The organism is Methylocaldum sp. GT1BB (assembly GCF_051027545.1).
Lineage (GTDB): Bacteria > Pseudomonadota > Gammaproteobacteria > Methylococcales > Methylococcaceae > Methylocaldum.
On record NZ_CP194902.1, the window covers coordinates 2373149 to 2386674 of the forward strand.

General features: G+C 55.0%; 10 protein-coding genes. 5 read left to right on the forward strand and 5 right to left on the reverse strand.

All coding sequences use genetic code 11. The features are described from left to right. Positions 1-57 precede the first annotated feature (57 nt). Complete coding sequence (gene moeA / locus ACR2TX_RS11980) at positions 58-1326, forward strand: molybdopterin molybdotransferase MoeA (protein WP_077727992.1); 1269 nt, start codon at positions 58-60, stop codon at positions 1324-1326. Between the two features lie 83 nt (positions 1327-1409). Here moeA and ACR2TX_RS11985 read toward each other — a convergent pair whose 3' ends face one another. Beyond that, complete coding sequence (locus ACR2TX_RS11985) at positions 1410-1733, reverse strand: PilZ domain-containing protein (RefSeq protein WP_077727993.1); 324 nt, start codon at positions 1731-1733, stop codon at positions 1410-1412. Positions 1734-2160: 427 nt separating this feature from the next. Between ACR2TX_RS11985 and aceE the strand changes: the two genes are divergently transcribed. The 3 genes from aceE to lpdA all read left to right on the forward strand — a co-directional run bounded on the left by aceE (position 2161) and on the right by lpdA (position 7722). Continuing rightward, entirely contained in the window at positions 2161-4848 is a 2688-nt protein-coding gene (gene aceE, locus ACR2TX_RS11990) for a pyruvate dehydrogenase (acetyl-transferring), homodimeric type (protein WP_133716934.1), read from the forward strand. A gap of 10 nt (positions 4849-4858) precedes the next feature. Beyond that, the gene (gene aceF, locus ACR2TX_RS11995; protein ID WP_077727995.1) at positions 4859-6202 is read left to right on the forward strand and encodes a dihydrolipoyllysine-residue acetyltransferase; all 1344 of its coding nucleotides are present in this window, start codon (positions 4859-4861) and stop codon (positions 6200-6202) included. Positions 6203-6300: 98 nt separating this feature from the next. Further along, on the forward strand, positions 6301-7722 hold the full coding sequence (gene lpdA, locus ACR2TX_RS12000; protein WP_434111784.1) for a dihydrolipoyl dehydrogenase: 1422 nt from the start codon (positions 6301-6303) through the stop codon (positions 7720-7722). Between the two features lie 77 nt (positions 7723-7799). Here the strand turns inward: lpdA and ACR2TX_RS12005 are convergent, their stop codons facing one another. Further along, a complete protein-coding gene (locus ACR2TX_RS12005) occupies positions 7800-9089 on the reverse strand; it encodes an AmpG family muropeptide MFS transporter (protein WP_205780633.1) in 1290 nt (429 codons plus the stop codon). A 19-nt stretch (positions 9090-9108) separates the two neighbouring features. Further along, entirely contained in the window at positions 9109-9888 is a 780-nt protein-coding gene (locus tag ACR2TX_RS12010) for an exodeoxyribonuclease III (RefSeq protein ID WP_086133580.1), read from the reverse strand. Between the two features lie 206 nt (positions 9889-10094). On the opposite strand from ACR2TX_RS12010, the gene rpmE reads away from it, so the two are divergent. Beyond that, the gene (rpmE, locus tag ACR2TX_RS12015; protein ID WP_077727999.1) at positions 10095-10298 is read left to right on the forward strand and encodes a 50S ribosomal protein L31; all 204 of its coding nucleotides are present in this window, start codon (positions 10095-10097) and stop codon (positions 10296-10298) included. 163 nt (positions 10299-10461) lie between these two features. On the opposite strand, the gene ACR2TX_RS12020 is transcribed toward rpmE, so the two are convergent. Together ACR2TX_RS12020 and ACR2TX_RS12025 are read right to left on the reverse strand one after the other, a co-directional pair. Continuing rightward, the gene (locus ACR2TX_RS12020) at positions 10462-11058 is read right to left on the reverse strand and encodes a hypothetical protein (protein ID WP_434111787.1); all 597 of its coding nucleotides are present in this window, start codon (positions 11056-11058) and stop codon (positions 10462-10464) included. A gap of 8 nt (positions 11059-11066) precedes the next feature. Then, positions 11067-13493: a penicillin-binding protein 1A gene (locus ACR2TX_RS12025; protein ID WP_434132268.1), complete on the reverse strand. Its 2427-nt coding sequence runs from the start codon at positions 13491-13493 to the stop codon at positions 11067-11069. Between the last annotated feature and the right edge of the window lie 33 nt (positions 13494-13526).

Genomic DNA, 13526 nt, shown 5'->3' on the forward strand with positions numbered 1-13526 from the left:
CTCGCCTCCAATAGTACCATTCTCACTGGCACCGAATATTTCCAGATTGGTCTCGCCATGACTACGACTAACCGACCCAGTTGTAGCGACAATGATGAGCACGACGCACTTCATGTCGATGATGCCTTAGAGCGTATACTGAATGCCGTTTCCTCGGTCAGGGGTTACGAACAAGTCAGCATCCTCGAGGGCGTAACGAGAGTTTTGCATGACCCTGTGGTCTCGCCTTTAGATGTTCCATCCCATACCAATGCGGCTGTCGACGGCTACGCCATACGAGGAACGGATTTGCCGGGCGCTGGAAGCATCGTGAAAATGGAGGTGGTAGGCGTGGCTCTGGCGGGAACGCCGTTTGTCGGCGCCGTGCTTCCAGGACAATCGGTACGCATTATGACCGGTGCGCCCATGCCGGCCGGTGCGGATACCGTGCTGATGCAGGAGCATGTCGATGTCGACGGGGATCGGATCTGCATAACCGGTGGGCGGCATCGCATGGCGGATAATGTCCGCATGGCTGGTGAGGACGTCAAGCGGGGCGAAACGGTTCTGAACGGAGGACGCTATCTGACCCCACCGGATATCGGGCTGATCGCCTCGTTAGGCATAAGTGAAATCAAGGTCAAGCGGCGACCTCGGGTAGCGCTCTTATCGACCGGAAACGAAGTGCATCAGCTAGGAAGATCCTTAGAGGCCGGCGGCATATACGACAGCAATCGCTATACGCTCCACTCGGCACTAAGACGGTTAAGTGTCAAGGTGATGGACCAGGGCATCGTGCCCGATGATCCCGAGCTACTAAGCGAAGCTTTGATAAGGGCTGCATCCGCTGCGGATGTGATCATTTCCTCGGGTGGCGTATCGGTAGGTGAAGCCGATTTCGTCAAGGAGGTTCTGTCTTCGATAGGCAATATCGGTTTTTGGAAGGTTGCCATGAAGCCGGGACGCCCCGTGGCTTTTGGTAGTATCGGCGCGTCGACATTCATCGGGTTGCCGGGTAACCCGGTCGCCGTGATGGTAAACTTTTACCAATTTGTCCTTCCATTACTGGAAAAGAAAATGGGAATTCTGGAGCGGCCGGTTATTCCCACACTGAAAGCCAAGTGTCTCGAGCGGCTTGCTAAAAAGCCGGGCCGCACGGAGTACCAGCGGGGCATTCTCGAAAGAACCGAAACCGGTGACTGGGAAGTGCGTACGAGCGGCAAACAGGGTTCCGGCATTCTTCGCTCCATGAGCCTGGCAAACGCCATGATTATTCTGGCGCACGATCGCGCTTCTGTGGAGCCCGGTGAAATGGTCGATGTTTTACCGTTTGCCTGCTTGATGTAGGTTGCGAGAGTTTCTCAATGTTTCGGGCCGTTGGGTCCAAGCGGGCAGGCGTGTTTGGCTCGGGAGTGACTATAAACCTACGGCTAGGCTTTACGCGAATCCACCGCCTTGCTCGAATGCCAAAAGCCGAGGCCGATTCCGTGCTGTGACTCCCGCACGATAACCACCGAATAGCGAGCCAACCTCACCAAGTTTCCATGTTCGAGCGTAAAGACCAGCCGAGCCGGTTCACCGATGAGCCGTTTCAGCGGTTTGGTAGTCTCAATGAAGACGCCTGAACGGCTTATGTTCTTCGCGACGCCACGCAATGGGGCGCTCGATGGCATGATTAGATAGGCGGAAATTCGCGAATCCAACCGCGGGGCACGCCGACGTTCCTTTTCCGAATTTGTTTTGCTTCCTAACATATGGGGCGACCGGTTGTCTTAAAAGTAGAGTCGCTCACAAACGCTGCACTATCACGGCAATTGATGAGCGGGCGATGTTTTTGTGCCTCGGATCTGGCTACCGGACGATAATACCAGGTGATCAAAGCTCATAAAATCGCTAGCCGAGCAGTTTTTCAGATTAGCTTTTCTGGCGTAATCGGCTCGTAGTCTGTAACATTTTCCGATTGGACTTTTTTTTCTAACAATACAACGTTGACCTCGTTCAGAAGGCAAAGTCAGAGTTGCACAGTTCTGTAATCACTGGATCAACGGTTCAACAAACATGCCAGAAATTCTTTCGTTTCAAGCAATCTAAAGGTCGGAATTCAATAGATGACTTGTCGCTTGCTTGTCTGCATTCGAAAAAATTAGCTGGAAGCCCTTAATCAGTGGAGGAACCTTTCCTATGTCCGCCGTGAGTCCGTCTCACCCATCGCAAAACCTTAAGAGCGTCAACGATATCGATCCCGAAGAAACCCGAGAATGGTTGGAGGCCCTGGAGGCCGTTATCGAGACTGAAGGTATCGAGCGTGCGCATTTCCTGATCGAAAGCTTGGTCGATCAGGCACGCCGCGCGGGGGCGAACCTGCCTTATAAGGCGAATACGGCGTACATCAATACCATTCCGCCCCACATGGAACCCCGCTTGCCGGGCGATGCCGGTTTGGAGCAGCGCATCCGCTCTTATATCCGCTGGAACGCGATGGCGATGGTTGTCCGAGCCAACCGTAAAACCAGCGAATACGGTGGACATATTGCCACCTTCGCTTCAGCTGCGACGCTTTACGACGTGGGTTTCAACCATTTTTTCCATGCCGCCAATGGGAACCACGGCGGGGATCTGATTTACTTTCAGGGGCACGCCGCTCCCGGCATCTACGCCCGTGCGTTTCTGGAAGGACGCCTGAACGAAGAACAGCTGGACAGTTTTCGCGCCGAAATCGGCGGCAACGGTCTTTCCTCCTATCCACATCCCTGGTTGATGCCAGATTTTTGGCAGTTTCCGACGGTATCCATGGGGCTTGGTCCGCTGATGGCGATTTATCAAGCGCGCTTCATGAAATATTTGGAGGATCGGGGGATTCTGGCGACCTCGGGCCGCAAAGTCTGGTGTTTCTGCGGCGACGGCGAAATGGATGAGCCGGAATCCATGGGAGCCATCGGGCTTGCCGGCAGGGAGAAATTGGACAATCTCATCTTTGTCATCAATTGCAATCTGCAGCGGCTCGACGGGCCAGTGCGGGGCGACGGCAAGATCATCCAGGAACTTGAGGCGGAGTTCCGCGGTGCCGGCTGGAATGTCATCAAAGTCATCTGGGGTTCCTATTGGGATCCTCTGCTGGCCAAAGACAAAGACGGCCTCTTGAAGAAGCGCATGGAAGAGGCCGTGGATGGCGAGTATCAAGCCTACAAAGCGAAAGGCGGTGCCTACACCCGCGAGCACTTCTTCGGCAAGTATCCGGAGCTGAAGGAGATGGTGGCCAATATGTCCGACGAGGACATCTGGCGCCTGAATCGTGGCGGGCACGACCCGCACAAGGTCTACGCCGCTTATCATGCGGCGGTAAACCATACCGGACAGCCGACGGTGATCCTGGCCAAGACGGTCAAGGGTTATGGCATGGGCAGCGCGGGCGAAGGGCTCATGACCACGCACCAGCAAAAGAAAATGGACGAACAGGCGATCCGCCACTTCCGGGATCGTTTCAATATTCCCATTCCCGATGACCAGCTGATGGAGTTGCCGTACTACAAGCCGCCGGAAGACAGTGCGGAGCAGCGCTACATGCACGAGCGTCGAAAGAGCCTGGGCGGATACGTGCCGCAACGGCGACGCGACGCGCCGCTTTTGCAGGTGCCGGAGCTGGATGTCTTCGAACCTCTGCTGAAGGGCACCGAAGATCGGGAAATGTCGACTACGATGGCGTTCGTGCGCATCCTGACGCTGCTGTTGCGGGATAAAAAATTGGGTAAGTACGTCGTACCCATCGTACCGGACGAGGCCCGAACTTTCGGTATGGAGGGACTTTTCCGCCAATACGGTATTTACTCTTCCGTCGGGCAGTTGTACGTTCCTGCGGATGCCGGCGGAGTGATGTACTACAAGGAGGACAAATCAGGGCAGATCCTGGAAGAGGGCATTTCGGAGGCGGGCTCCATGTGCTCCTGGCTCGCGGCCGGTACGGCTTATACCAACCACAACATCCAGATGATCCCGTTCTACATCTACTACTCGATGTTCGGATATCAACGGGTGGGGGATCTGATGTGGGCCGCGGGCGATATGCAGGCGCGCGGCTTCTTGATGGGAGGAACTGCTGGACGTACGACGCTGGCGGGCGAGGGTTTGCAGCATCAGGACGGGCATAGTCACGTCAGCATGTCGGCGATTCCAAATTGCGTAGCTTACGATCCTTGCTTTTCCTACGAACTGGCCGTGATTATTCAAGACGGCCTCAGGCGTATGTATCAGGAGGGCGAGAGCATCTTCTACTACGTCACCGTCATGAATGAAAATTATACTCATCCTGACATGCCGGCCGGCGCGCGCGAAGGGATCGTCAAGGGCATGTATAAGCTCAAGGACGCCGGCGAATCGGCTCAAGCCCAGATTTTGGCCAGCGGTACGATACTCCGCGAGGCCATCGTCGCGGCGGAGTTGCTGGAGCAGGACTTCGGCGTAAAAGCGAACGTTTGGAGCGTCACCAGCTTTACCGAACTGCGCCGTGACGGACTCGACAAACAGCGCTGGAATCTCCTGCATCCGGATCAGCCGCCCCGCGTCAGCTACGTGGAGGATTGCCTGGCCGGAACCCAGGGGCCGATCATCGCGGCATCCGACTATATTAAAATGCTCGCCGATCAAATCCGGCCCTTTGTTCCGAGATCCTATACGGTGCTGGGTACCGACGGCTTTGGTCGCAGCGATCAACGTTCCGAATTGCGGAGATTTTTTGAGGTGGATCGGCATTACATCGCATTTACGACACTAAAAGCCTTAGTCGATGAGGGCGGCGTGGCGACTTCTACACTGACGGAAGCTATGGCTAAATACGGCATCGATCCGGAAAAGCCCAATCCAGTGAAGGTGTAAAGGAATCGCTATGGCAGTGCTAAAAGAAGTCGTAGTTCCCGATATCGGGGATTTCAAGAACGTCGAGATCATCGAAGTGCTAGTTAAGCCGGGGGATGTAATCAAGGCCGACGATTCCTTGATTACGCTGGAAAGCGATAAAGCGGCGATGGAGGTGCCTTCGCCGTTTTCCGGCGTGGTGAAAGAAATGCAGGTCAATGTCGGTGATCGGGTGAGCATGGGGTCGCCGATATTGCAGTTGGAGCTTGCTGATCGGGCCCAGCCGGAACGGGAAGAGAAAGCTCCGCCTGAGGCGGAAGCGGAAGCTGGAAAGATCGTCTCCGGCGAAGCGGCGCCCAAGCCCGTTGCCGAGCAGCCCGCGCCTTCCTCAGTAGCAGAGCCGGAAGCGAAGCCGAAGCCCGCGCCGGCCATCGCCGAACGAGCTTTAAAAGTTGTTGAAGAGCATGCGCATCCTCCTCATGCGAGCCCATCGATTCGGAAGTTCGCCCGTGAATTGGGGGCTGAGCTTCAGAAAATTCAAGGCACCGGGCCAAAAGGCCGTATTTTGAAGGAGGATGTTCAGGCATTCGTAAAAGCGAGCCTGAAGCGGGTCGAGCAAGCGATGGCTGGTGGTGTTTTCGCCATTCCGCCTCAGCCGGAAATTGATTTCGCTCAGTTCGGCACCGTCGATAGACAGCCGTTGTCCCGCATCAAGAAGCTTTCCGGCCCGAATCTGCTTCGGAGTTGGATGAGCATTCCCCATGTGACGCAACACGATGAAGCCGACATCACCGATCTCGAAGCCTTTCGCCAGTCGCTCAAGAGCGAGGCGGAAAAGCAGAATGTGAAGCTGACCTTTCTGCCATTCGTCATCAAGGCCGTAGCGGCAGCGCTCAAAGAGTTTCCGACGTTTAATTCATCCCTCGCAGCCAACGGCGAAGAGCTGATCCTTAAAAAGTACTATCACTTGGGCGTGGCGGTGGATACTCCGGAAGGCCTAGTGGTGCCCGTAGTTCGGGATGTCGATCAAAAAGGCATTTTCGACTTGGCTAGGGAATTGGCAGAACTCGGCGCGAAAGCCCGTGGCAAGAAACTGCGCAACAACGATCTCGAAGGGGCGTCGTTTACTATCTCGAGCCTCGGCGGAATCGGCGGTACGGCTTTTACGCCCATCATCAATCCGCCTCAAGTGGCAATACTTGGTTTGTCCCGAGCGCAAACCAAGCCCGTTTACCTGGACGGACAGTTCGTTCCGCGCCTGATGTTGCCATTGTCCCTGTCGTACGATCATCGCGTCATCGATGGAGCCGAGGCGGCACGATTCACGGTTTATTTGGCTGGATTGCTGGCCGAACTGCGGCGAGTCCTTTTATAGAAGCCGGGATGCTTTGAGGCTTGCCGGCAAACCGGTTCGATACAACTTGCGATGGAACGCTAATCTGCAATTTTTTCTTAATAGAAGGTATACGTTCGATGTCCGATACATCTAGTCTACATGCCGAAGTTGTCGTTTTGGGCGGCGGTCCGGGTGGTTATACCGCCGCTTTTCGAGCCGCCGACTTGGGCAGACAGGTGGTTTTGGTCGAGCGTTATCCGGTGTTGGGGGGCGTTTGTCTAAATGTCGGATGTATTCCTTCGAAAGCATTGCTGCATGCCGCCAAGGTCATTCAGGAGGCGCAGGAATCTTCAAGTTTTGGACTGAATTTCGGTTCGCCGAACGTTGATTTGGACAAGCTGCGCGACTGGAAGAACAAAGTCGTGAAGACACTTACGACGGGGCTTGCAGGCTTGGCCAAGCAGCGCAAAGTTACCATCGTCAACGGCGTGGGCAAATTCTCTTCGGACCGAACGCTACAGGTTGAAACGGCAGATGGCACAAAGACGGTCAGTTTCGATCACGCCATCATCGCAGCCGGCTCGCAGCCGGTACAGATTCCGGGTTTCCCTCACGACGATCCGCGCATGATGGATTCCACGGATGCCTTGGAACTCGCCGAAGTGCCTAAGCGTCTTCTGATCATCGGCGGCGGCATCATCGGCTTGGAAATGGCCACTGTTTATCATGCGCTTGGTTCGAAGATCACGGTTGTCGAACTGATGGACCAGATCATTCCGGGCTGCGATGCGGATCTGGTTAAGCCGTTGTATCAGCGCATCAAGAAACAGTACGAGAATATTTTCCTTAAGACGAAGGTAACGCGCATCGAAGCGAAGTCGGAAGGATTGCAGGTTTATTTCGAAGGCGGTGAAGGCGCCCCCGAATCAGACTTGTTCGACCGCATCCTGGTCGCCGTAGGCCGGAAGCCAAACGGAAATCTGATCGGTGCGGAGAATGCCGGCGTCAAAGTCGACGACAAAGGCTTCATTCCGGTAGACACCTGTCAGCGAACCAATGTGCCTCATATTTACGCCATCGGCGATATCGTGGGCAATCCGATGCTGGCACACAAAGCGACTCACGAGGCGAAAGTGGCGGCGGAAGTCATTTCCGGAGAGCGCTCGGCGTTTCAGGCGTTAACTATTCCCTCGGTAGCTTACACCGATCCAGAGGTGGCCTGGATGGGACTTACGGAAAATCAGGCAAAAGCTCAAGGGATTGCCTACGACAAAGCCGCATTTCCCTGGGCGGCGAGCGGGCGGGCTCTAGGCATCGATCGCAAAGAGGGCGTAACCAAGATTTTGTGCGATAAAGAGACTAAGCGGATTCTGGGGGCAGGGATCGTCGGGCCTAATGCGGGGGAGCTTATCAGCGAGGCCGTTCTGGCGCTCGAGATGGGCGCCGATATGGAAGATATCGCCTTGACTATTCACCCGCATCCGACCTTGTCGGAAACCTTTGCGTTTGCCGCCGAGATGCTGGAAGGCAGTATTACGGACCTTTATATTCGAAAGTAGGCCGAATTCGCGCCGGAGGAGAGCATCCAGAGGGCGCTCTCTTATCCGCGCAACGTGTTCCTTCGGCGCAAAATTTTTCAGTCGGATGACTGCGAATCGGGTTGAGGCTCGAGACGTCCTGGATCTCTGCTCCGCTTGCCTCCGTTCCATGGCGCGACTTTGAACAGTAGTAGCATGCCTGGAAGGGTGAGCGCGAAGCAAACCCAAAAGAAGCGTTCCCAGCCTAGCGCTTCGATGTGAAGCAGCGAAATGTTTCCCATCTTAATGTCCCCACCTTCGACGAGAAAGCCGGTGAATGCATTGGCCAGCGTCCGTGGCGTTGCGGCCAGGCTGGTAAACAGCGCGAACTGGGTGGCGGTGTACGCCGGATTGGTGGCGGTGGCGATGTAGGCAACGAACGCGGCCGTGCCCAATCCGACACCGAACGCCTCGGCGCCGATAACGGCAGCCAGGCCAGCCAAGGTATGGCCGGCCGTGGCAAGCCAGGCAAAGCCGAGAATCACCAGCGCCTGTAAAACGCCAAATACCCAAAGAGACCGATGTATCCCCAGGGAAATCATCCATATTCCACCTAAAATGCCGCCTGCAACGTTAGGCCAAAGTCCGGCATGCTTGGCGATCACGCCGATTTCGGTCTTGCTGTAGCCCATGTCTAAATAAAAGGGCGTGGCCAGCGCCGTTGCCATGCTATCGCCCAGCTTGTAAAAAAAGATGAATCCCAGGACCGTTAACGCGCCGCTCCAACCCTTTCGTTGAACAAATTCACGAAAAGGATCGACTAAGGCTTGACGTAGCGTCGGAGGGGCGTGGCTGGAAAACTCCGGTTCGGTTCCGATGAGCGTCAGGAGAATGCCGGGGAACATGAACAGGGCCGTGATCAAGTAGACGGCGTCCCAAGACAAATAATCAGCGAGGATCAGCGACAGAGATCCCGGTACGAGCCCGGCGATTTTGTACGCATTCACGTGGATCACATTGCCAAGTCCTTGCTCTTCGTCCCTGAGAATCTCTCGCCGAAAGGCATCGATTGCAATGTCCTGGGTTGCTGAAAATAGTGCTACCGCTACCGCCAGCCAACGAATGGTCGCGATGTCTGGAACGGGAGCGAGCCAACCAAAAGCGGGAATCGAGAGCAGCAGTGCAATTTGGGTAATCAGCATCCAAGTCCGGCGTCGCCCCATTGGTAGACCGTATCGGTCACAGAGTGGCGCCCACAAAAACTTCCAGATGTAAGGAAATTGAACGAGAGCCAGCAACCCGATCTCTTTGAGGTCGACACCTCCGTCGCGTAGCCAGGCCGAAATCAGGCTGATCAGCACGAATAGAGGCAACCCCGAGGAAAACCCCGTGAGGACGCAGATCAACATCCGTCTGTTAAATAGCGCGTCACGCCAGGAAAGGGTAGTCATAATCGATGGTGAGTGGCGCATGGTCGGAAAAGCGCTCTTCCTTGTAAACATGGGCGGCGAGGATTGCTTCCCGGAGAGTGGGGCTGGTCACGTGATAATCGATACGCCAACCCACGTTCTTGGCCCAAGCCTGACCGCGATTCGACCACCAGGTATACTGTTCAGGCTCCTGATTGACGACACGAAAGGCATCGACCCAGCCGTCCTCCTCGAATACGACATCCAGCCAAGCACGCTCTTCGGGCAGGAACCCGGAGTTTTTCTGGTTGGATCGCCAATTCTTGAGATCAATGGGTTTATGGGCGATATTCCAGTCGCCGCAGAAAATATAATTGCGCCCGGACTGTGCGCATTCCCGAAGATACGGCAGGAAGCGGTTCATGAAATCGAACTTCACCGCTTGCCGTTCTTCGCTGGACGATCCGGAAGGCAAGTATAGGGAAACGACGCTTAGCGGGCCGAATCGGGCCTCGAGATAACGCCCCTCGGCGTCCATGTCAGGCCAGCCAATGCCCTGAATGACTTCGTCCGGTTCCCGTCGGCTATACAATGCCACACCGCTGTAGCCCTTTTTGACAGCATCCAGGTAGTAGCACTGGTACCCTTTAGGCCAGTAGATAGGGTCTTCCAGTTGGTGTGTCTGAGCCTTGGTTTCCTGTAGGCAGACAACGTCGGCATTCTGTTTATCCATCCAGTGGAAAAAGCCTTTGCGCGCTGCTGACCGCACGCCGTTAACATTGAGGGAAACTATACGCATTATGGTTTATATCTCAGATAGGTATATAGCCGCTAGAGTGCTGTCGCCGAAAATGGAAATAAAGGCTGATGCGGGTGGGCCGATGTTCAGTTGGAAGCAGGACGATCCGCGCTAAAGAGTGCGTCCATCTTGCAGTGAAGAGCCGTTTTAAGTACCATGAAAAATTTGTCGTCCCTTTGTTCTGATTTCCTGGAGAAAGCCTCATTATGAAGCCGGATATTCATCCCGAATACAAGTCCATCGCCGTCCATTGCAGTTGCGGCAATACCTTCGAAACCAAGTCGACGCTTGGCAAAGATTTGCAGGTTGAAGTTTGCTCCGCTTGCCATCCATTCTATACAGGCAAGCAGAAGATCGTCGACACTGCCGGTCGTGTTGACAAGTTCCGACGCAAGTACGGACGGGGCTGATTTTTCAGCCTCGTTTGCGTCTTTCGAAATCGGCCTGGCCGCCCCTCGTTTAACGGCAATGAGCAAGGAATGCTCTCCGTTTTGGGCCGGTCAAAACCGGATTATCGATCAACCGATAGATATTGGTCTTTGATTGTCGTTCTCGTGAGGCTTCGGCCGAGTCTCACGGCGAAATGCCGTTAATCAGTTTCTCGACGTCCTGGAGAGAGCCGCCAGGCACCGTCTTTTCCTTTCGATTGATCCGTTGCCCCTTCAATTCCGGCGGGAGTACCGCCAATTCGACGCGGACGCCATCGACAAAAAAATCCAGCGCCGGATACGTCATGCCCCGCCTGTGTCCCAAATTCAACGAAAAGGCCCCTTCCTTAAATGGTATGCGGGCTTCAACCAATTTCTTGATGATCTCTTCGGGGCTTTCGGGATATACATACAAGATGATCGGGCTGTATTTACTGGCGCTGCCATCCAACGCGCCACCGATCAATCGCGGCGAAAACTCTTCCAGGAAACGCATGGCCTCTAATGCGAGTTTTCGAAGACGAGCAATGTGCAGCGGTTGTGTTTCAGCCCGATAGAGTCGATGGTATTCCTCTAACGCCTGGTCGATTTCCTCGTTTCGGGGAAGGCTTCGTGAATTCGCTATCCCCAGGCGGGCGGCAGCCTTGTTTTTTGCCGGAAGATAATCGTTTACACCCTCTTCGGCGATAATCCTCGCAGCCTCCTGAGCGATCAATAGGCGTGCTTTATCTCTCGTAGACATGATGGAGATCAAAATAGCGATTCGATTGGTTTTTCGGTCGTCGTTCGAAGGGGAGGGGGCTTCGGTAATTCCGGCTCGGCCTCGTCTTCCATGACTTCAGAGGGAGGCGGTTCGCTTACGCGCGGCGCAGCATAGTAACGAGGGGCGCGTTCCGACGGGAAAACCTCGAAGATAGCATTAGCGCTGCCGGGCGGAGCAAGCATTCCCGTGCCCGGATCCATCCGAGCGATGGTCAACCCGCTTGGAAGCGGAAAAGTCTGCTCGGGTAAATCTTTGAGGGCTTCCTGCATGAAATACATCCACATGGGCAGTGCGGCTTTGCCGCCAGTTTCACCTTTTCCCAAGGATTTTGATGAATCGAAGCCGACCCAAGCGATGGTCGTCAGAGAGGGAACATAACCGTTAAACCAGGCATCCCTATATTCATTCGTTGTGCCGGTTTTGCCGGCAATATCGTTACGCCCCAGTTCCATTGCACGGGTCGCGGTCCCGGTTCGTACCACGTCTTGCAGCATGGAGTTCATCATGTAATGGACCTGGGGAGATAACGTGCGAGGCGCAAAATTCGTTTGGTGATCATCGGACTCGGCACAATTCGCACATGCGATTTGCGGCGTAGCTCGGAAGATCGTTCTATCGGCTTCGGTTTCGATGCGTTCGATGAAGTACGGTTCGACGTGGAAGCCGCCATTCGCGAACACGGCATAGGCTTGCCCCATCCGGAGGGGCGTTGCAGTGCCGCTTCCTAAGGCTAGCGGGAGAGATCGTGGCAGCTCTTCGGGCTGAAAGCCGAAGCGCATGGCCATATCTATGGCCTTCTTGAGGCCGATGCTTTGAAGCAATCGAATGGATACGAGGTTTCGTGATTTGGCGAGTGCGACTCTGAGTCGCGTGGGGCCGTAAAATCGGCCCGAGTAATTCTGAGGACGCCAGAATCCGTCCGCCTGGGACGGGTCGGAAAAGACAACGGGAGCGTCATTTACGACACTCGCCGGAGTATATCCGTGGGTCAATGCTGCCGCGTAGAGTATTGGTTTAAAGCCGGAGCCGGGCTGTCTTTGCGCCTGAGTCGCTCTGTTGAACTTGCTGAGAGCAAAATCATACCCGCCGCTCAGCGCGACTACGGCACCGCTGGTCGGATCCAATGCGACCAGCGCGCCGTCGACTTCCGGCATCTGGCTAAGTTTCCAATGGTCGTTGCCGTCTTTGCGAAGCCTGATGAGATCACCGGCCTTGAGTATCTCTTTGGTGCTTTTGGGCAGAGGACCTTGTGCATTCTCGGAGATATACTTGCGTGCCCATTTAAGGCCGTCCCAGTCCAGTTCGATGCGCTGTTTGTCGCCGAGATAAATTTCTGCCGAGCTGTCTTTAACAGCTAGGACCAGCCCGGGTACCGTTTCTCCCGCTCTGGGGATGCTGGATAATCGCTCGTCCCAGTCCTTGGGGCGCTTGTCCTTCTTTAAATCTACTCGTTGCTTAGCGCCCCGAAATCCGTGACGCTCATCGTAGTCGTGCAGCGCAAGGCGCAGCGCCCTGTCTGCGGCTGCCTGCAAGCGGCTGTCGATCGTGGTGTATATCCTGTAACCGCTGGTGTAAGCGGATTCGCCATACTGCCGATACATCTCGTTGCGGATCAGCTCTGCGACATGGGGGGCATTTAACTCGACGGGGGTCGTATGGAGTTTTGCGGTGACAGGCCGGTTGATCATGTCCTGGTAAGTCTGATCATTGATGTAGCCCAGTTTCCGCATCCGCTTTAGGACATAGTTTCGCCGGCTCGCCGCCCTCTCTGGATTGGTTATCGGATTGAACGCGGAGGGAGCCTTCGGTAAACCCGCAATCGTCGCGATTTCATCCAGGTCGAGCTCGTTAATCCCTTTGCCGTAGTAGACCTGAGTCGCAGCTACGACGCCATACGCGTGGTGGCCGAAGTAGATCTTGTTCAAGTACAGCTCCAAGATCTGTTCTTTCGTCAATTCCGATTCGATTTTGATCGCCAGCACGATTTCCTTGAGTTTGCGAAAAAAGGTCTTTTCGCTGCTTAAAAAGAAATTGCGGGCCACCTGCATGGTGATCGTGCTGCCACCTTGCTTCTTCTTGCCCGTCCGAAGAAAGGAAAACGTCGCTCGCAATAAACCTTGGTAGTCCACGCCCGGATGGTCAAAAAACCGATTGTCCTCGGCCGCCAAGAAAGCCTGAATGACTTTTTCTGGCACTTCGGAAAAGCTGACCGGGCTGCGCTTCATTTCGCCGTATTGCGCGATTAGGAGGCCATCTTTGCTGTAAATGCTCATCGGAGTCTGGTACCGCGCATCCCGCAAAACTTCTATATCCGGGAGTTGCGGTTCGATGAACCGATAAAGCAAGAACGCGGCTAAGGCCAAACTCGCGAATCCGGCAAGGAGGAAAAAAAAGATTAGCTTCAAGAGGCTCACTGAACGGGAGCGCGCTTGGCGTCGACTGTTGCG